Raw genomic sequence first — 21006 nt, forward strand, 5'->3', positions numbered from 1 at the left:
CTAAGCATGAATGAAGAACTTAAGCAAAAAATTATCCGGCAAGCAGAACGGATCGGGATAAACAAGATTGGCTTCACCCATGCAGATCCCTTTTATGACTTGGAACCCAAGCTGCATGCACAGCAGGAGAAAGGGCACCATTCGGGATTTGAACACAAAATCATCGAAGAACGGATTTATCCTGAGAAAATCTTTGATCAGCCTCAGTCAATCATTGCGATTGCATTAGCATATCCGTCGAAGATGTCGAGAAAGCCACCAAGGGTCAAAGGTGAGCGCCGCGGAGAGTTTGCCCGAGCTTCTTGGGGCAGGGATTATCATGAGATCCTCAGTGAAAAAATGGACCAGCTAATTGCCTATATCCGCTCTGAGGCTGGAGAAGATGTGCGATTCAAGCCAATGGTCGATACAGGGGAACTCGTGGATGTTGCCGTGGCTCAGCGGGCTGGATTGGGCTTTATCGGACGGAACGGCCTGCTGATTACAGAGGAATATGGGTCCTATGTTTATCTAGGGGAAATTATTACAAATATTCCTTTTGAGCCGGATAAGGAAGTGGCCTTTGGTTGTGGGGACTGCACCCGCTGTATTGATGCTTGCCCGACAGATGCCTTGCTAGGTGACGGCCGTATGAATGCGAAGTGCTGTCTATCTTTTCAGACCCAGACTAAAGGCTATATGCCAAAAGAATATCGCCGTCAGATGGGTCACGTCATCTACGGCTGTGACATCTGCCAGATTGTTTGTCCCTACAATAAAGGGATAGATTCTCATTTTCATGAAGAGATGGAGCCTGAATCTGAAAATACCAATCCAAAATTGAAGCCGCTTTTGACTATCTCCAATAAGGAATTCAAGCAGGCCTTTGGACCGCTAGCTGGTTCCTGGAGAGGAAAGAAACCTATCCAGCGTAATGCCATTATCGCCTTGGCCAACTACCGAGATTTTTCAGCAGTTCCCGATTTGTTAAATGTCATCGATAACGATCCAAGACCGATGATCAGAGGGACAGCAGCCTGGGCTGTTGCCACAATTGTCAAAAAGCGACCAACTGATGACATTTTAAGCTTTTTGGAAGAGGCTGCTGAAAAAGAATCAGAGCCGGAAACGGTTCAGGAATTTGCTGAAGCAATTCAGGACTTGAAAGACCGTCTGAATAGAAAAAATAGTTAAAGGAGAGTTAGCTTAGTGACGAATCATATCGCTTTGTTTGAGCCGCAGATTCCAGCCAATACTGGGAATATCGCCCGAACATGTGCCGGGACCAACAGCAGCCTTCATCTGATCGAGCCACTAGGGTTTAAAACAGATGACAAAAATTTAAAACGGGCTGGACTAGACTACTGGCATGCCGTTGATATCCATTACCATAAGGACCTGGAAAGTTTCATGACCTTTGTTGGTGAACGTTCTTTGTATCTGATTTCTAAATTTGCGGAAACAGTCTACTCGGATGCAGATTTTTCGGATCCAGAGCAGGACCATTTTTTCCTTTTTGGCAAGGAAACGACAGGCCTGCCGGAAAATTTTATGCGTGAGCATGCAAAGAAATGCCTGCGCATCCCGATGAACGATACCCACGTCCGGTCTTTGAACCTGTCCAATACTGCTAACATATTAGTGTATGAGGCACTCAGACAGCAGGACTTTACTGGCCTGGAAAAAGTGCATACCTATGCTGATGATAAACTGAAATAAATGGTTCAGCAGCAGGTCATCATGAGCCTGTGTTCTGTCCAGATATGTTTTATCCCAAACGACAAGCCTGTCCCTGCTTCGACCAACCGTGAAGAGGGGACGGACTTGTTTTTTTATTTATATAAAAGCAAAACAACTGATGGTGAGGATCAAATATCAGGTAAGTTGAATGGTGTACCGGACAAGAGCATACCAGTCAAATACCTTTAGGTTCTTTTCAAACCCGTGTTCAGTTTGGCTAATTACTCTGACCTTCTGCAGACAATTCAGTTCTACCGGGGATTGTAACAAGAAAGGGTGTAAAGTGTAAAAGCAAAGGACAACCGATTTGGTTTGTGTAAAGAGAGTACTGGCTTTTCAATATGATCTAAAAATGAAAGATAAAGGATACTCAGCGCGTCAGATCCTTTTAAGGCAGCCCATTCAGCTGAACCAAAAAAACCCTCATGACAAGGCTGCTAGTCAAAACCAGCAGCCTTGTCATGAGGGGATCGAACAGCCTGTTTACTTTTTACATCTCGTCAGGAGACTCAACACCCAAAATTCGCAGATCTTCTTTTAGAATATCTGTAACCGCAGAAACCAGAGCCAGACGGGCTTCTTTCTCAGGATGCGCATCCAGGACACGCACGTTGGCATAAAAACGGTTGAATGCCTGTGCCAGTGTGATGGCATGTTTAGCGATAATTGACGGCTCAAAGTTCTCATACGCACGTCTAATGGTGTGTGGGTAATCGTGTAGCAGTTTGACCACTTCCCAGCTGTAATCGTCAGTTAAAGCCAGACTGTTGGCTGACTCAACGGTCGTCACGCCGGCTTTGTTCAAGATACTCATTGCACGTGCTCTGGTATATTGAACATAAGGGCCCGTTTCCCCTTCAAACTGAACAACTTCTTCGATTGTAAAGTCAAAGTTATTGAGACGGTCATTTTTCAAGTCGTGGAATACAACAGCTCCTACACCGACCTGTTCTGCTACGCGCTCTTTGTCAGGCAGATTGGGATTTTTGTCTTCGATCTGTTTAAGTGCCTGAGCAGAGGCTTCGTTTAAAACATCTTCGAGCAGAACAACTTTTCCTTTTCGAGTGGATAATTTCTTGCCGTCTTTGGTAATTAAACCAAAGGGAATATGGTGGACATCGTCTGACCAGTCTAGACCCAGTTCTTTCAAAACAGCAATCAGTTGTTTGAAGTGGTTGGACTGCTCCTGACCAACCACATAAAGTGATTGGGCAAAGTCATAATTTTTCTTTCGGTACAAAGCGGCAGCCAAATCACGTGTCATATAAAGAGTTGCGCCATCTGACTTTTTAATCAGCGCTGGATTCAGATCATACTTTTCCAGATCCACAATATAAGCGCCGCGATCCATAGTCAAAAGCTCTTTTTCATTTAGCAAGTCAACGACCTGATCCATCTTGTCATTGTAAAAGGCTTCTCCGCTAAGTGAGTCAAAAGAAATATTTAAACGGTCATAAACTTTTTTAAATTCTTTCAATGATTCTTCTCTGAACCATTTCCACAGTTCAACCGCTTCTTCGTTTCCGTCTTCCAGTTTTTTAAACCACAGACGGCCGTCATCTTCCAGAGTCGGATCGTTTTCAGCTACTTCATGGAACTTGACATACAGTGCCAACAGTTCCTTAATTGGTTCAGCTCTAACGGCCTCTTCATTGCCCCATTTTTTATAGGCAGTGATGAGCTTGCCGAATTGAGTTCCCCAGTCGCCCAAGTGATTGATGCGAATAGGTTTGAAGTCTACTTTTTCAAGAATATGTGACAAGGCATTACCGATAACGGTTGATCGCAGATGTCCCATTGACATAGGTTTCGCGATATTCGGGGATGACATATCGATTGGGACATTGCCGCCGTTTCCAATTGATAAGTGGCCATAGTTCCCTTTTTCAGCAACGACTTCGGACAAGACGCCTTGTGAAACAGACTCTTTGTTTAGGAAAAAATTGATGTAAGGGCCAACGACCTGCTTTTTAGAAATGAGGGGAGAAGAAATGTCCTCAGCGAGCTCCTGAGCAATATGAGCCGGATTTTTTCTGAAGACTTTAGCTAGCTGGAATGCGGGAAAAGCGACGTCTCCATGCTCAGCATGCTTGGGTTTTTCAAGCAGCAAGTAAATGTCTTCTAGTGTTAAGTGCTCATTTAGTACTGAATAAATGGTTTCAGCGATTTGTTGTTTATAGTCCATAAAAAGACCTCCTGTTATTGAATAGCTTCCGATAGCTTATTGATTCATTAAGGCATAAAAAAAGGCTGACTTTTGATCAGTCATCATAAAGTCCTTCAGTTCACTTTAATGATTAGCACTTGTATTATAGCAAAGCTAAGACTTTCAAGCAATACTAAGGATCAAGCGCCTTTTGTGAATCCTGCATGAAAAGTTACTAATTCAAAGTATTAAAATAGTGAAAATTACATGAAAATAAGGTATACTGATTATGACAATATGAATACATATACAAAAGAAGGAGGGGTGCACAATGAAAAAAGTCGAAAGACAGATGATGATTAAACAGATCATATTGAACAATGACATTGCCACACAGGAGGAATTGCTGACTCAGCTGCAGAATAAGGGAGTCAAGGCGACGCAGGCGACGATTTCCAGAGATATTAAGGAGTTGAACCTGATTAAGACCAATAGTTCTGACGGGGGAGTCAAGTATACGATTTACCAGAATCATCATATGTCTCCGGAAGACAAACTGAATTCAACAATTCGAAGTGTGGTGACTGCTTATAACTGTGTGCAGTTCATGAATATTATCGTGACACTGCCTGGTAATGCACATGTCATCGGCGCGTTGATTGACGATATCGAATTTCCGGAAATCGTCGGAACAGTTGCCGGCAATGATACGATTATACTAATCAGTAACACCAACGAAGAAGCACAGAAAGTTTATACTTATTTCGAGTCGGTCATGGCAGATACAAACTGACAGATTAAGGCACCTGTACGGGATACAAACCGCGGTCTGAGAGCTGATCAGCGGAGGAATGCTCCAGGTGTCTTTTTGTGTGCCTTCAAATAAAATAACGCTTGCAAAGCTTGCTTGCAGCACTTATAGTTTAATTGTATGCAGAACGGATCTGCACAATACCAGACGTGAGGGGACCTACTATGACTACCATCGACTTAGCTTCACTTCAAAACGGCTCAGATATTAGAGGTTTTGCCATAGAAACTGATTTACATAAGAAAAACTTGACCAAAGAGAGTGTATCAGCAGTCGCTCAGGGGCTGATCCAGTGGTTTTGCAAATATAGTGTGAAACCAGCCGCGGACACTGTGATTACAATTGGGCACGACAGCCGACTGACCGGACCTGCAATCAAAAACTGGCTAATCGATGTCTTTAGCCGTGCAGGTATTCAGGTCATCGACGCTGGACTGGCTACAACACCGGCATTGTTCATGTCCACCCAGTATGAGGATTTTCAGTCTGATATTGGTATCATGATTACCGCCAGCCATCTGCCCAAGGAATATAATGGCATGAAATTTTTCACCACAGACGGTGGTCTGGAGCATGAAGATATTGAAGCGATTTTGGAGCTTGCAGAAAATAGCTCCGCTGAAATTGAAGCGGCAGTCGATACTCAAAAGCCAGTAGAGAAAGATTTAATTTCTGTTTATGCACAGGACTTGACTGCTAAAATCCGTCAGACTCTAGGGGTCAGTGCGGAAGAAAAACCGCTGTCAGGCCGGCATATTTTGGTCGATGCCGGTAATGGGGCAGGAGGTTTCTTTGCTGATAAGGTACTTGAGCCATTAGGTGCTGATACGACGGGGAGTCAGTTTCTCGATCCGGACGGTTCGTTTCCTAATCACGAACCCAATCCGGACAATAAGGAAGCCATGGAGAGTATCTCAAAAGCAGTACTCAAGCATGGGGCGGATTTGGGGATTATTTTCGATACCGATGTGGACCGCTCGGCGATTGTGGACTCAAAAGGACAAAGTATTAACCGTAACAATCTGATTGGGCTGATTGGCGCCATCATTTTAGAGGAGAATCCGGGGACAACGATTGTGACCAACTCGCCTGTTTCCGACCATCTGATTGCTTTTGTCGAAGCCAAAGGTGGTTGGGTCGACCGCTATATTTCCGGCTACCGTAACGTCATCAACCGCGGAATTAAGCTGAATGAGAAGGGTACTGACTGTGCACTGGCAATTGAAACAAGTGGACATGCGGCCATCAGGGACAATTTCTTTCTGGATGACGGAGCCTATCTGGCAGCCAAAATCCTAGCCAAGGAAGCCGAGCTGGCTGAAGAGGGTAAGAGTGTCACCGATTTGATTGCTCAACTCAAGCAACCGGCAGAAACGGAAGAGATCCGCTTCGTTATTCAGACCCCTGCCTACAAAGAAGTCGGGCAGGATATGCTGGACCGTTTTGCTCTGTGGTTGAAGGAGACAGAAGGCTTTAAACTAGTTGAAGACAATCTCGAAGGAGAAAGAAGCCAGATCACTGCTCCTTACGGTGACGGCTGGCTGCTGCTGCGTTTAAGTCTGCACGAGCCGAAGCTGGTCTTGCAGATCGAAAATGATGTGGCCGGCACAATCCCGTCAATCAAGGACAAACTGAAAGGCTTTTTCTACAGCCTGGAAGACCTCGATACCAGTAAACTTTAAATTCTATAGACTGAAAGCTTTCAGCCATAGAGTGCAAATCAGTTTATGCTAAGATCGAACAACTGAATGCCTATAATTAAAAAGACTAAATTTGGTATCCATCCAGATTCAGTCTTTTTTGCTTTACTGGATTCAAAATCACCAGACCTCAATCTGCATACAAGAATAGGCCTATATATCATAAATGAGCGCACAGATAGTTCATATATCAATACTGGAATTGTAGGCGGGTAGCAGAGAGACAATCAAGTCCTTATCTAATTTTGTCTCATAGGTTTATTTAATCTGTTGGATATTAGCGGATTAAGTTTTCATCTCAGCTCTTATATTTTAATTGAAGGAGCGACACATGCTGGACTAGCTTCCTTCAATTAACCTATCTTTAATTGAAGGAGCAGCGTATGCTGAACTAGCTTCCTTTAAATAACTTATCTTTAATTGAAGGAGCGGCGCATGCTGAACTAGCTTCCTTCAAATAACTTATCTTTAATTAAAGGAGCGGCGCATGCTGAACCATCTTCCTTCAATTAACCTATCTTTAATTGAAGGAGCGGCGCATGCTGAACTAGCTTCCTTCAAATAACTTATTTTTAATTGAAGGAGCGACACATGCTGGACTAGCTTCCTTCAATTAAACAGTCTAAAATGAAGCAAGCACTCATATAATAGACACGTACGTTAGAATATAGAACTTTTGTAAAAAGCTTCCGCTTTTATTTTGAATTTAAGCAGTTTCTCGTTTGCATACGGGAAATTAAACGAGAAAAACATTCCCTCAGGTCAGTGTTTGAGCTGCATCCGAGGGAATGTTTTTATTTGACTAGACGCCAGTTTCAGGGGCGGGGGATTCAGTTTTGAGTTATCCTTTATAAACCCACTCGTGGCCGTTTTGTGCGAGTAGCTGATCCGATTCCTCTGGTCCCATGCTCAAAGCCGGGTAGAAAGGGATGGACTCAGTGTTGCAGTCCCAGACTTTTCTGATTTGATCAACATATTTCCAGGAAGTAGCGACCTCACCCCAGTGGGCAAAATGTGTTTCATCTCCCTGTAAAACATCCAGAATCAGTTTTTCATAAGCTTCCGGACTTTTTTCAGTTTCTTCATCCGAACGAAGGCCGGAAAGAGTAATTGGCTCAAGATTCATGCCTGGTCCGACTTGCTTGTTGTTTACAGTCAGTTCAAATCCTTCTTCCGGATTGATATGAATCGTCAGAACAGATGGCTGGTCGTTAAAGAGAGAAGAGTCTGTTTCTTTAAAGACTACATCGACACGCGTCGTTTTTTCAGCAAGGCGTTTACCGGTGCGGATATATAGGGGCACACCTTCCCAGGTATCATTGTGAATAGCAATTTGTCCGGCTACAAAGGTTTCGGTTGTAGTTTCTGTGTTGACCTTGTCTTCTTCACGGTAGGCTTTAACTTTGCCGTCAGTGGACTGGGCGTACTGTCCCCGCACAAAGTCCGTCTTTTCATCAAAGGACACAACAGGTTTTTTGAGCGCCTCTAAGACTGCCATTTTTTCCTGACGGATGGTGTCGGTATCAAAGACTTCAGGCTTGTTCATGGTCAACAAGCTAACTACCTGCAGCACGTGATTCTGAACCATATCTCTGAGTGCACCGCTCTTGTCGTAGTATTCGCCGCGTTCTTCGACGCCCAGTTTTTCACTTAGGGTAATCTGAATATTTGAAATAGATTCTTTGTTCCAGCTGTTTTCAATTAGACGGTTGGAGAAGCGCAGCGCCAGAATGTTCTGGACCATTTCTTTTCCTAAATAGTGATCGATACGGTACAGCTGGTCTTCGTCAAAAGAGGCATTGATTTCGTCATTAAGCTCTTTAGAGCTGTCGAAGTCTGTTCCGAAAGGTTTCTCGATGACGACACGGCTGAAGCCTCTCTCAGTCACTAGAGACTGCTCCTTTAAGTGGCTGGTAATAGTTCCAAAGAAGCTGGGAGACATGGAAAGGTAAAAAATGCGGTTTCCCTCCAGTCCGTACTCTTCATCCAGCTGATCAGCTAGTTTTCTGAGGGTATGGTAATGTTCCGTGTCTTTGACATTGTGCGACTGGTATCTGAAATGACTGGAAAAGCTTTCTTTTTCCTCCTCAGATCCGTTCATTTTCGCAATAGAATCGAGGACGACTTCCTGGTAGTAGTCATTGGACCATTCTCTGCGGGCCGTTCCGACGACGGCAAAAGTTTCTTGTAGGTAGCCTTTCTGGTACAGGCGGAAAAGTGCCGGATAAAGTTTGCGGTGAGCCAGGTCGCCGGTAGCTCCAAATATGATGAATAAAGCTTTTGTTTCTTGAGACATTGTTTTCCTCTTTTCTACATGGTAATCATGCCAGTAGCATCTTGTTATCTATTTTACTTTTAATTTATGAATCATTCAACACTATTGTCTGAAGATCGATTCAACATAGTCGGAAGTATAAAAAGCTGCAAGCCTTGAGCCAAGCCAGTGCTGGCCAGTCAGGAGGGGAGCACTGGCTATTTTGAAGCATACCTTTTTGCCAAGAGAAGGGGGCAAACCGATATGTAAAGTGTACTGTCTTTATTTTACTGTGGCTTGAAGGCCACAGCTTTGGTACAATACATTAGAGAAAAGAAAAGAGGAATAGAATATGACACACGCTTTTGATAAATTCAATTTATCACCCTATCTGATCGAGGCCATTGAAGCTATTGGCTTTGACCAGCCGACAGAGATCCAGAACAAGGTGATCCCTGAAGTTAAAAAAGGAAGAGACATCATCGGACAGTCTCAGACAGGATCCGGCAAAACCCATTCCTTCCTGCTGCCCTTGTTTAACAAACTGGACCCGGCCAGACAGGAAGTACAGATCGTAATTACAGCGCCCAGCCGTGAGTTGGCTGAACAGCTCTATAATGCAGCTTCCCAGCTGGCTGAGCATTCTGCAGAAGAAATCACTGTTCAGTCCTTCATGGGCGGAACAGACAAGAGCCGTCAGGTGCAGAAACTGAAAAACAAGCAGCCCCATGTTGTTATCGGCACACCGGGTCGACTACTTGATCTGATCAATAACAACGCTCTGCTGACGCATACGGCGCCCTTTATGGTTGTAGACGAAGCAGATATGACTCTGGACATGGGCTTTTTGGAAGATGTCGACAAGATTGCGTCCAAACTGCCGTCCAACGGTCAGATGCTGGTTTTCTCGGCTACAATCCCGCAAAAGCTGCAGCCTTTCCTTAAAAAATATATGCGCAATCCCCTGATCATCGAAGTAGAAAATGAACAGGTCATTGCCGATACAGTCGACAACTGGCTGATTTCAACTAAAGGCAAGAACAAGATTGACATGATCCATGACTTGCTAACAATTGGTCAGCCCTACATGGCTTTAGTTTTTGCCAATACAAAAGAATATGTGGATGATATCGCCCGTTCACTGAAGAAAAAAGGCCTGACTGTGGCGGTTGTCCATGGGGGGATCTCTTCACGTGAACGCCGTCGTGTGATGCGTCAGATTCAGAACCTCGAATATCAGTACGTTGTCGCGACCGATCTGGCAGCCCGAGGAATCGATATCGAGGGCATTTCTCATGTCATCAACGCGGAAGTCCCTCAGGATCTGGACTTTTTTGTCCACCGGGTTGGACGGACTGGACGAAATCAGCTTCCAGGAACAGCTATTACCCTTTATGGACCGGACGATGAAAAAGATATTGAGATTATCGAGAAAAAAGGCATTGTTTTCAAGCCTAAAGAAATCAAGAATGGCGAAGTTGTGGATTCCTATGACCGTAACCGCCGTGACCACCGTAAAAACAAGAACCAGGACCAGACCTTTGATCCGGAAATTCATGGCATGCGAAAGAAAGCCAAGAAAAACATCAAGCCGGGCTATAAACGAAAAATTGAGCGCCGCAAGCAAGAAAAGAGCAAGCGTGCCCGCCGTTTAAAAGACCGTAACCAATAAAAAAGAAACAGGGAACTACTGTAATTGTTTGCAGTAGCTCCCTGTTTTATTGTGCCTAATCTCTGTGCTTTTTTTTCTTTTTCGGCGCAATGGACTTGTAGGATGTGAAAATAAAGTAAGCCGCAAAGCCCAGCTTCAGTTCAAAAGCAAAAGGGACGAAAAAGCCGAAAGCCTCTATCGCGGACAAAATCAGTGTCGGTACGCTGATGCTGAGTAAGGCGACCCGGGCATTTTTTTTGAAAGGCCAGCGCAGACGCAGGAAAGAGGACAGCAAGTTAGCGAGCAGCGCGACAATCAGCCATTCATACGCTAAAGCCAGAGCGCTAGCGAGATAGGCAATAATAAATATGACCAGCAGCACTAGTGGTGACAGTTGGCCAAACTGGTTGAACAGAGCGGCAAACTGGGTATCGTCGATCCCCTCAAGTTGATCATAGCTGACCGGAAGCGTCTGATTTGCTACATTGACATAGATGTCTTCCTGCAAAAGTCCTATACCGACCGGCACGTTCAGACGATCAAGGTTCGCAGTAATTTCTTCGGCCTGGATTACTCCATTGGGATCGAAGAAAAATAGAAAGGAATCGGTTTGGTGTACAAAAGATTCTTGGCCTTCTTGGGTGTTCAGACGACTGTCTTCAATGGTAAATGGCGGAATATTACCGGCTATTTCCTGCCCGTCCCGGTTTAAATCTGTTAGCAGCGTCGATAGAAGTGAAGTCAGTGAAAAAGTCAGTATCAACGCCAGTAAAGCAAAATAGCCGGCGAGTTGTCTGCCTGACATATGTTGAGCACGGGTCAGTTTTTGTGGATGTAAAAATCCTGTCTGCAAATATTTTTTCAATGGATCCCTTCCTTGTCTGTAGTGTTGTCGTAGAGTCAGTTTATAGTTAATTTTTAAAAAAAGCAATCAGACTTTCGGTTAAATACCGTTTATGCTTAACAGGAATACGTTATCACTCGCAGTGGCAGAAAAAAGTTCAAAGGAGCATGAGCGTTTTATTTGCTAATATCATCATAAGTGATAGAATAGTATTGTACGAAAAAATGCTCTAGGAGGAATGTATATTATGACATATACTTTACCAGATCTACCTTATGCTTATGATGCTCTAGAACCTCATATCGATGAACAGACCATGCACCTTCATCATGAGAAGCACCATGCAGCTTATGTATCCAAAACAAATGCAGCTTTGGAAAATCATCCTGAACTGGCTGAACTCAGCATTATCGATTTGATGAAAAAGCTGGACTCGGTACCTGAAGATATTCAAACAGCAGTAAGAAATAATGGTGGCGGACACGCCAACCACTCTCTTTTCTGGGAAATTCTGTCTCCAAATGGGGGAGGCGAACCGGAAGGTGAACTGGCAAAAGCAATCGATGACGCATTCGGTGGTTTTGGCGATTTTAAAGAGAAATTTAATACAACGGCAGCTGGCAGATTCGGTTCAGGCTGGGCCTGGCTGGTTGTTTCTGATGGAAAACTAGAAGTAATGGATACCCTGAACCAGGATTCACCCTATACTTCAGGTAAAACACCTATTCTAGGACTAGATGTCTGGGAACACGCTTACTATCTGAACTACCAGAACAAGCGCCCGGATTACATCCAGGCTTTCTGGAACCTTGTAAACTGGGATGAAGTAGCCAAGCGTTTCGAGGCTGCCAAGTAACATTAACCTTTTCTATAAAAGTGGTCTTTTCTGCTGTTTTCAAGCAGGGAGGCCGCTTTTTTTATGCAGAGACTTTGGAGACAGGTGGAAACAAGAGCAAGGATGAGTCAATTACGGGAATAATCAGTCTATTTGTCCTTATTTGAAAGGCTTTGCTTAAAACCTTGACAAATATAAGAATTCTATATATTTTCATAATTTATTCCCTGCTGCGATATGGTATTTAGGCGTACGATTTGGTAAACTTATACGAGTGTTTATGCCAGTTTGAATTATTGAACTGCCTGGATGACTGATCAACTAAACTACTGGTAAACCGATCAGTTTTACCTATATAGGAGGGACTTGAGTGAAAAAACCAACTCAAAAACGAACAGAAAAACATAAATCCCATATCCCTTTCCGTTTGAATCTACTATTTTTTCTAGTATTTTTGATGTTTGCCAGCCTGATTCTCAGATTGGGCTACATGCAGATCATTCGTGCCGATGACTTTATAGCTGAAGTGCAGCGGACGGAACGTACAACGATCACTGGAAGTGTGCCACGAGGAGAAATTTTCGATGCCAACTTGAGAAAGCTGGTCGGGAATGAAGCCCGTGCAACGATTACTTATACAAGAGGCCGTAACGTGTCGGCCAGTCAGATGGCTGAAGTGGCCTATGACTTGGCGGGATTCATTGAAATGCCGTCTGTACCATTTTTTGAAGTTGATTCCGGGGCAGATTTGACCAGACGCGATCTGCAGGATTTCTTTATTGCTACCAACCAGGAGGAGATCAGAGAGCGCATGTCGGATGAAGATATGCAGCTGGACGGAGGAGAAGCTTATCAGTCCATGATTTCTTACGTAGAGGATGAGGAACTGGAGGAATTCTCCAGACGGGAGTTGGCTGCCGCAGCGATTTTTAGGCGGATGAATGCGGCCTTCGCCTTAAGTACTGTAAATATAAAAAATGAGGACGTTTCTCAAGACGAAATTGCCCGCGTTAGTGAAAACCTGGATTCTCTGCCTGGAGTAGGGACAGGAACTGACTGGGTTAGAATGTTCCCTGAAGGGGACATGTTGCGCAGTATCATTGGCCGAGTCAGTACGGAAAGACAAGGCGTCCCTTCAGACCAGGTAAGATCTTTCTTGGCCCGGGGTTATACTCGCAATGACCGGGTCGGCCGGACCCAGCTTGAGTCCCAGTACGAGTCTGTCTTAAGAGGGACCCGTTCAAGGCTGGATACGGAAACCAACAGCAGGGGCGAAATTATCAACCAGATTGAGAAATATTCCGGTCAAAAAGGGGACAACCTGATCTTGACGATTGATATCGATTTCCAGGAAACAGTGGAACAGATCGCGATCGATTCGCTCCAAGAGCGTCAGGGTCTGAACAACAGTATTTATATTGTCGCCATGGACCCGAGAAATGGCGACGTGCTGGCGATGACGGGTAAAACGGTGGATGAAAACGGTCAGGTCAGAGACAATGCCCTAGGAACAATTCAGGCAGCCTATGAGATGGGCTCCTCCGTCAAAGGAGCCAGCATACTGGCAGCGGCGATGGACGGAGTTTTAGATGAAACAAACAACCAGATTTTTGATACACCGATCCGGATGGCGGGCAGTCAAGACATCCGATCCTTCTTTAATCCGACCGGAGCCAACAGTGTGATGATGAATGAAGTGTCAGCTCTGGAACGGTCCTCCAACGTTTACATGTCCAAGCTAGCCATGCGTATGGGAGGGGAGTTTGACCATGTTCAGGGATCCGGCTTGAGCATGGATGCTCAAAGAGCTTTGGATACTCAGCGCATGTATTTTAATCAGTTTGGTCTAGGTGTACCTACAGGCATCGATTTACCGAACGAATCAACAGGAATAGCTGCACCACTGGTTAACCCGGGACAGTCGCTATTCTTCTCCTTCGGTCAGTTCGATACCTACACACCGATGCAGTTAGCCCAGTACGTGGCTACTATTGCCAATGGCGGAACCCGCCTGGCACCGAGACTGGTCTCAGAAATACGAGATACGGACCCTTCAACAGGCGGAGTCGGTAATTTAAGAACCGAAATTGAACCAAGAATCTTAAATCATATCAATGTGGAAGAAAGCATGATGGAGACCGTTCATCAAGGTTTTTATGCAGCCGTTAACGGCAGCAACGGAACAGCACGGTCTCACTTTGCCAATACACCTTACGTTTCAGCAGGTAAAACGGGTACCGCGGAAGCCACTTTCTGGCGTGAAGGCTCAGACAGAAACGGAGAGGGAGTAATCAACACGACTTATGTCGGTTTTGCACCTTTCGATAATCCTGAAATTGCGATAGCTACCGTTGTCCCGCATCTGCCTAGATCCGGACGGACCAATCAGGAAAGTCAGCGCGCAACCAGACGAGTGTTGGATGCCTTCTTTGGAGTCGGAGAGTTTGAGAGCAACACGCAACCTACAGACAACATTCACGAGCTAGAAGAAATGAATGAAGAAAGTGAACAAGAAGAAACAGAAACCGAAGAATAATGCATTCTTTCAATGCCTGCTTTCTCCTCCTTACACAAATTTTAAAAGACGGCTGTCGGACAGTTTACTCCTGTTTGACAGCCGTCTTTGTCCGTTTAAAATGTATTGAAACCAAGTGCTAGAAAAAAGCAATCGGTGCAAAAAAAAAGACACCCGAAGGCATCTTTTCTAGGGTAATTATTTTGTTTCTCGGTGCAGTGTAACTTTACGTTCGCGTGGGCAATATTTTTTAACTTCCAGACGCTCGGTGTTGTTACGCTTGTTTTTAGCTGTCAGATAATTGCGTTCTTTACAGTCTGTACATTCTAAAGTAACGTTTACTCGCATGATTGTCCCTCCTATATTCCTGTTTTGAAGGCTATCAAACATGATAGGTGTCTAGCCATTCGCCTTGACTAGAATACCACGTTTTAAAATAAAATGCCAATCTTTTTTAATAAACGGTTCACGAACAGCAGATTATGTTCCAAAAATACCAATCTAAATAATTTTTATGTATTACTGAGATATGCATGCTCATCTTTTTGTAAAATAAATCGTAAAACCCGTATGCTCTAAGCTTACAGCGCTGCATACTCCACAGACCTGTTCCTGTTTTCTTGCTTGTCTTAAAAAAAATGGGCGTTTCAACAAGACTTTTAATGGACAAATATGTTTAAATTGATATATGGAAAGGAGCGAAGACTATGAGTGATCAAAAGAAACAAAAAATAACCAAGCACAAAAGAGAGGAGACAGAGTTTGACAGACGTCTGGAGTCTGAACGCCAGCTGGCCAAAAAACTCCGTAAAGAAGAAGTAACCGCCCGTAAAGAGGCCATCAAAAACAGAGAAAAGTTTAAAGGTCTGCAAATCAAGCCGACCGTATCCCTTTTTGATGAAGAAGGCCGGGAAGAGGTCGGAGAAAGAAACTGGGAAGGCTACGGCTTTGATATTCACCCGGAAGTAACCATTACATCATCTATTATTTTAGTTATATTTATAGCAGTTACGCTCATCTTCCCTCAACAGGCCCAGGCCTTTTTTGAAAGTACACTGGATATCATTTCCAGTACAACAGGGTGGTTCATGATTTTTGCAGCAGTTATTTTTATTGTTGCTGCTCTGTTCTTTGCTTTCAGTCGCTACGGAACAATCCGCATTGGCGGTCCGAAAGCTCAGCCTGAATTTTCTCGCTTTGCTTGGTACTCGATGCTTTTGAGTGCCGGTATGGGAATTGGCCTTTTGTTTTGGAGCGTGGCTGAGCCAGTCATGCATCTGAGTGAGCCATCACCAATGTTTGATACGGTAGAACCCAATACGGCAGCAGCTGCTCAGGCAGCCATGGCGTCGACGTTTTTCCACTGGGGAATACATCCTTGGGCAATCTATGCGATTGTTGGACTGGGACTGGCCTTTTTCTCGTACAACAAAGGGCTGCCCTTGACGATCCGCTCGCTGTTTTATCCTTTGATCGGGAACAAGATATACGGTCTATGGGGAAATGTTATCGATATTTTGTCGGTTCTCGCAACGTTGATGGGATTAGCAACATCATTAGGGCTAGGTGTTGCCCAAGTCAATGCCGGCTTGAATCAGCTGCTGGGTATCAGTATCAGTACAACCGTACAAGTCATTTTGATTGCTGTCATTACCGGCTTCGCGACCATTTCAGTAGTCATGGGTCTAGATGGCGGGGTCAAGCGTCTGAGTGAGATCAACATGGTTCTGGCCGGCGTGTTTTTAGTGTTTGTTCTGATAGCCGGTCCGACAGTCTATATCATGAGTGGTTTCACTCAAAATGTCGGCTTTTACATCGCTAACTTTGTTGAGATGAGCTTCTGGACTGAAACGTTCAGAGATAGTAACTGGCAGGGAGCATGGACCGTCTTCTACTGGGCCTGGTGGATATCCTGGTCGCCTTTTGTCGGCATGTTTATTGCCCGCGTCTCCAAAGGAAGAACAGTTAAGGAATTTATCATCGGAGTTATTCTTATCCCGACAGCAGTCAGCTTTATCTGGATGAGCGTATTTGGCGGAACAGCCTTGTTCCAGGAGTTGAACGGTATTGGTGAACTGAGCAGTGTGGTTGCTATCGATGAATCGCTGGCCCTGTTTTCACTGGTAGAAAATCTTCCCTTATCAACTTTGCTGTCCGTAGTTGGAATTGTCTTAGTCATTGTGTTCTTTGTTACGTCATCTGACTCAGGGTCACTGGTCGTTGACCACCTGACTTCCGGAGGTAAACTGGATTCTCCAGTGCCACAGAGAATTTTTTGGGCTATTATGGAAGGGGTCGTTGCGGCGACGCTTCTGGTCGGTGGAGGCTTAACAGCTTTGCAGACTGCTTCAATCATTACAGGTCTGCCGTTCACGTTTATTCTGCTGGTCATGATTTATTCCCTGTACCTGGGACTCCGACAAGAATACCTGATTGAACGTGCAGTAAAAGATAGACTGCAGCAAGTCAAGGATGATCACATTATTGGCGAAGTTATACAGGAAAGAGTTCAGGACAAAGCACTGGCTGAAGCAGTTACTGAAAGGCTGTTGGAAGAACGTCATGATTCCTGATTGATATTTGACAGATCCGATTCAGATACTAAACGTGTGCCACTTAACAAACAGACGATAAAGATGAGGCCGGGACAGCTGTCCCGGCTTCTTTTTATATGCAAGACTGACTGTTACAGAAAAAATGCTGTAAGCGTTGAAGAATTATGCAGGTTCACCTGGACTTTCTAAGGTAAAAACTGTGTGAAATCATGCAGACTCTTCTTAATATGCATACTAAAACTGAAGCAGAGTCACTCATACTGAATCAAGAGGATGAGCTGACCCGCTAAACACGCAGCGTTCAAACTCGGCAAGGAAAACGCCTGAGTTGATCCGCAGATGCACTAGCCCTCTAGCTGAAAGCGGCTGAAGGCAGTGAGTTGGACCGTTAAGCGCGTAGCGTTCAAACCTAAAGAGGAAGCCAGAGCCGGGCTAGTCTGATTCTGGACTTTGTTCAGAAACCCAAGGCATAACAAAACGAAGATGACGCCTGATACTGACGATTTGAAAGATCAGCCCCAGCGCCACTTGCATAACATGCATACGGTTGCAGCTATCTGTTTTTCTGAGCTGGAAGGATGTTTAAGCAAAGTGTTGGTCAGGAAAACTTAAATCGGAACAGAGCCTCCAAGGGCGACCGTCATAAAATAACGTATTGAATTATGCCCGGGATATTAACATTCATGCAGATATATTCGGGTCTTATTTGCTTATTCCATTCTTCCTATATGCAAGTAAATGTGATAGTATTTTAAATAGTTGAATACATATAGAAAAGAGGGGAAACTATGGAGATATGGATGATAGCAGGTTCGCTTATGCTGATGTCTGCTGTGTTATTTGGCTATTCATTTGTTAAAAAAGAAGAGAAAGAACCGGCCTATAAAGAGCTAGAGTCTTTTTCGCTAGCAGTGACAAAAACAGTCTATGATCTGAACCGGCGCGTACATACACTGGAATCTAAACTTAATCTGTCGCTTGAAGATGAAGAGCTGCAGTCTGACCAGATGACACGTCTGATGAAAGATAATACGATCACGCTGTTCACTAAAGGAGTAGCGACCAAAGAAATCGCTCGACAGCTCAGCCTGTCACACGGTGTCGTTCAGGAAGTCGTCAATGACTATATCACTGAGCACATTGAATCTTAATTAAGAAATGAGGAACATCATGACTAAAAAGAATATACGCATCCTTGCCTCAGGTTTTCTGCTGTCCGGGCTGATGATTCTGCTTATTCATTCTTTGGGACCTGTGCAGTCAGAAGCGGCAGATCAAGAAAAGATTGAAACCCTGGAGGCAGAAATTAACTTTCTGGAAGGCATGATTGCTGATCTGGAGATGGAAAATGAACGGTTAGCCAGTGAATATGGTGTTTTTGCGGATTTAGATGACAGTATTGAAGAGGAAGCCTCTTCAGCAGAAGCTGATCAGGATCGTGCAGATGAGACGGAAGAAGCAGCTGATGAGTCTCAAGACTCACAAGGAGACGACGCGGTCGAGCATACCGTAGTGATTGGGGAAGGCCAGCCGAGCAGTGTGATTGCAAGTCAGCTGCAGTCATTCGGTATGATTGATGATGTTTTTGCCTTTAATGACTATATGGAAGACAACGACCTAATCAGACGCGTTCGTCCGGGTTCCTACGTGGTACGTACGGATATGAACCGTGATCAGATTATCGAAGCCATCATTCGTTAGATTTTCACTCTCTGCTGCTTTGGGGTATCATAAAGATATAAGTAAGAAACTTAATATGCGAGGAGACACTATAATGAGTGAAACTGCAGTAATCTTTATGTCCAACGGGAAGACTTATACAGTAAGCAAAACACCGGATGCTATACTGGCGGATCTGACTTCAAATCCTGCTTCAAGTAGCTACCCAATTCAGAAATACACATTGCCAAACGGCAAAGACGTGCTGCTGAATGTCAGCCATATCGTTGCAGTAGAAACCAGTGAACTTAGCAATATGGACGTGTCCAGTCAGGATCAGCATAATCCTGTAGAGGATAACCGTACGCACTGAATAGGATCAGCGAGCTAAACAGCGCATACTTTTGATCATTGGTGTGTATGCAAAAAGCAGTGAGGAACGTGACCCAGTCCAAGTGACGGTGACACTTCCTCCTGCTTTTTGTTTTTTCTTTAAATAATTTTTTTCTAAATTGGTTGAGGATTAAGAATATGCTATACTGAAACTAAAGGTTAAGGGAGCTAAAAGAGTGAACTACCAGACAAAAATGAAATTGCGAAGATGGAATAGAAAGCCCTTTATTGCATACGGACTGCTGGGGATAACGGGACTCATGTACTTGCTCCAAGAGGCCTTAGGTGGAAGCACCAATCAGTTTGTGCTTGTTCAACTGGGAGCCAAAGTCAATGAACTGATTGTCATGGGAGAATGGTGGAGACTGTTCACGCCGATGTTTTTGCATATCGGAATCACACACTTGCTGTTCAACGGACTGGTTCTGTACTTTTTGGGAATTCAGCTGGAGATGGTCTTTGGACACTGGCGGTTTTTCCTGCTGTATGTACTCAGTGCACTGGCCGGGAATGCAGCCAGCTTTGCTTTAAACCAGAGCATATCTGCAGGAGCCAGCACGGCATTGTTCGGCTTGTTCGGTTCTACTCTCGTTTTAGGTAAGCTCTATCCGACCAACCCGCAAATTGGAGCAATGGCGCGAAATTTTTCTCTTCTCATTGTTTTGAACCTGGTGTTTGGCCTGCTGAGTCCCGGCATCGATATGGCCGGACATGTGGGAGGTCTGATTGGAGGCTATCTGCTGGCTTATGCCCTGTCTACACCTAACACCTATAATAATAATAAAAAGAACCAGCTCAAATATGCCTTACTTTACGTAGGTGTGGTGCTCGTGTTCTTAATTATCGGTTATGCCAGATTTGCTTAATTGAACGAGCAGCTTGGCTGACCAACTGGAGGAGGAAAACGATTGAAAAACAGAAAAATCATTGGCATTGACTTGGGTGGTACCACCGTCAAGTTTGCTGTTGTCACAACGGACGGCGAAATTATCAGCAAGTGGAGTATTGTGACGGATACTTCAGAAGAGGGAACATGTATCACTCCTTCGATTATTCACGCGCTAAAAACTTATATGTCAGAGCATGGCTACACATCCGACGACTTTATCGGTATTGGTATGGGTTCTCCCGGTACAGTCAATAAAGAATACGGTACGGTAATCGGAGCTTACAACCTGAACTGGGTGACAACTCAGAACCTAAGAGAAGAAATTGAAGGGGCTACGGGTATTCCATTCTTTATCGATAATGACGCCAACGTCGCTGCACTTGGTGAACAATGGATAGGGGCCGGAAACAAAGAGCCCGATGTCGTGTTCATTACACTAGGGACAGGTGTCGGTGGCGGTGTAATCGTCAACGGACAGATTGTACATGGTTCAGGTGGAGCGGCAGGTGAAATCGGGCACATGACAGTTGACCGGGGTGGATACGACTGTACTTGCGGGAAACAGGGCTGTCTGGAAACAGTGGCCAGTGCTACAGGAGTCGTCAGGGTAGCGAAAGACCGCGCTCGCACGTACTCTGATGATTCAGTCTTGAAAGACAGTATAGTGGCTGAAGAGCCGGTCGATACAAAAATCATCATGGATGCGGCTAAAGAGGGAGATGCTTTCGCGCTCTCGGTTATAGATGAAATTAGCGACTATCTTGGACTGGCCTGCGGGAATATTGCCAATCTGCTGAATCCGTCGACCATTGTTATCGGTGGAGGAGTATCCAAAGCGGGAGATTTTCTGGCTGAAAAAATCCGCGATCGCTTTTCTGTTTACGCCTTTCCAACAATCAGAACATCCACTCATATCCGTCTAGCGGAACTAGGCAATGATGCAGGAGTTATTGGAGCAAGTTCCCTTGTGTTGAATGAGTCCGTATATGAGCAAATAAGTGAATAGAACTCGTCTTTTGTGGTAAAATAATAACA

Annotated in this window: 17 protein-coding genes; 13 read left to right on the top strand and 4 right to left on the bottom strand. The window is 44.5% G+C overall.

All coding sequences use genetic code 11. The features are described 5' to 3' along the window. The first annotated feature begins 6 nt into the window (after positions 1–6). Complete coding sequence (gene queG / locus ADIAL_RS09840) at positions 7–1173, top strand: tRNA epoxyqueuosine(34) reductase QueG (RefSeq protein ID WP_034303080.1); 1167 nt, start codon at positions 7–9, stop codon at positions 1171–1173. Positions 1174–1188: 15 nt separating this feature from the next. Continuing rightward, positions 1189–1698, top strand: a complete 510-nt coding sequence (gene trmL / locus ADIAL_RS09845) for a tRNA (uridine(34)/cytosine(34)/5-carboxymethylaminomethyluridine(34)-2'-O)-methyltransferase TrmL (protein WP_034303082.1) — start codon at positions 1189–1191, stop codon at positions 1696–1698. Between the two features lie 511 nt (positions 1699–2209). On the opposite strand, the gene argS is transcribed toward trmL, so the two are convergent. Then, entirely contained in the window at positions 2210–3904 is a 1695-nt protein-coding gene (gene argS / locus ADIAL_RS09855) for an arginine--tRNA ligase (RefSeq protein ID WP_034303085.1), read from the bottom strand. A gap of 292 nt (positions 3905–4196) precedes the next feature. Between argS and argR the strand changes: the two genes are divergently transcribed. Then, positions 4197–4658, top strand: a complete 462-nt coding sequence (gene argR, locus ADIAL_RS09860; RefSeq protein WP_034303087.1) for an arginine repressor — start codon at positions 4197–4199, stop codon at positions 4656–4658. 182 nt (positions 4659–4840) lie between these two features. Further along, positions 4841–6358 (top strand): phosphoglucomutase, encoded by a 1518-nt coding sequence (locus ADIAL_RS09865; RefSeq protein ID WP_034303089.1) that lies wholly within the window; start codon positions 4841–4843, stop codon positions 6356–6358. A gap of 859 nt (positions 6359–7217) precedes the next feature. Here the strand turns inward: ADIAL_RS09865 and zwf are convergent. Next, a complete protein-coding gene (gene zwf, locus ADIAL_RS09870; RefSeq protein WP_034303091.1) occupies positions 7218–8672 on the bottom strand; it encodes a glucose-6-phosphate dehydrogenase in 1455 nt (484 codons plus the stop codon). 310 nt (positions 8673–8982) lie between these two features. On the opposite strand from zwf, the gene ADIAL_RS09875 reads away from it, so the two are divergent. Next, positions 8983–10302, top strand: coding sequence for a DEAD/DEAH box helicase (locus ADIAL_RS09875; RefSeq protein ID WP_034303093.1), 1320 nt, complete (start codon positions 8983–8985; stop codon positions 10300–10302). A 55-nt stretch (positions 10303–10357) separates the two neighbouring features. Here ADIAL_RS09875 and ADIAL_RS09880 read toward each other — a convergent pair whose 3' ends face one another. Beyond that, positions 10358–11146, bottom strand: coding sequence for a DUF1189 family protein (locus ADIAL_RS09880; RefSeq protein ID WP_034303095.1), 789 nt, complete (start codon positions 11144–11146; stop codon positions 10358–10360). Between the two features lie 226 nt (positions 11147–11372). Between ADIAL_RS09880 and ADIAL_RS09885 the strand changes: the two genes are divergently transcribed. Both ADIAL_RS09885 and ADIAL_RS09890 read left to right on the top strand, forming a co-directional pair. Then, positions 11373–11981, top strand: a complete 609-nt coding sequence (locus ADIAL_RS09885; protein ID WP_034303097.1) for a superoxide dismutase — start codon at positions 11373–11375, stop codon at positions 11979–11981. Between the two features lie 349 nt (positions 11982–12330). Further along, positions 12331–14496 (top strand): penicillin-binding transpeptidase domain-containing protein, encoded by a 2166-nt coding sequence (locus tag ADIAL_RS09890; protein ID WP_034303099.1) that lies wholly within the window; start codon positions 12331–12333, stop codon positions 14494–14496. A gap of 177 nt (positions 14497–14673) precedes the next feature. Here the strand turns inward: ADIAL_RS09890 and rpmG are convergent, their stop codons facing one another. After that, positions 14674–14823, bottom strand: a complete 150-nt coding sequence (gene rpmG / locus ADIAL_RS09895) for a 50S ribosomal protein L33 (RefSeq protein WP_034303101.1) — start codon at positions 14821–14823, stop codon at positions 14674–14676. 359 nt (positions 14824–15182) lie between these two features. Between rpmG and ADIAL_RS09900 the strand changes: the two genes are divergently transcribed. The 6 genes from ADIAL_RS09900 (at position 15183) to ADIAL_RS09925 (ending at position 20977) form a co-directional block, all read left to right on the top strand. Continuing rightward, positions 15183–17048, top strand: coding sequence for a BCCT family transporter (locus ADIAL_RS09900; RefSeq protein WP_034303104.1), 1866 nt, complete (start codon positions 15183–15185; stop codon positions 17046–17048). Between the two features lie 770 nt (positions 17049–17818). Then, entirely contained in the window at positions 17819–18181 is a 363-nt protein-coding gene (locus tag ADIAL_RS09905) for a hypothetical protein (RefSeq protein WP_034303106.1), read from the top strand. 19 nt (positions 18182–18200) lie between these two features. After that, the gene (locus tag ADIAL_RS09910) at positions 18201–18731 is read left to right on the top strand and encodes a hypothetical protein (RefSeq protein ID WP_034303108.1); all 531 of its coding nucleotides are present in this window, start codon (positions 18201–18203) and stop codon (positions 18729–18731) included. A 73-nt stretch (positions 18732–18804) separates the two neighbouring features. Then, positions 18805–19062 carry a hypothetical protein gene (locus ADIAL_RS09915; protein WP_034303110.1) on the top strand — a complete coding sequence of 86 codons (258 nt, stop codon included), beginning with the start codon at positions 18805–18807 and terminating at the stop codon, positions 19060–19062. A 196-nt stretch (positions 19063–19258) separates the two neighbouring features. Then, positions 19259–19948 carry a rhomboid family intramembrane serine protease gene (locus ADIAL_RS09920; RefSeq protein WP_034303113.1) on the top strand — a complete coding sequence of 230 codons (690 nt, stop codon included), beginning with the start codon at positions 19259–19261 and terminating at the stop codon, positions 19946–19948. A 42-nt stretch (positions 19949–19990) separates the two neighbouring features. Then, positions 19991–20977, top strand: coding sequence for an ROK family glucokinase (locus tag ADIAL_RS09925; protein WP_034303115.1), 987 nt, complete (start codon positions 19991–19993; stop codon positions 20975–20977). Positions 20978–21006: the final 29 nt, after the last annotated feature.

Origin of the sequence: Alkalibacterium sp. AK22 (assembly GCF_000585255.1) — a bacterium.
Lineage (GTDB): Bacteria > Bacillota > Bacilli > Lactobacillales > Carnobacteriaceae_A > Alkalibacterium.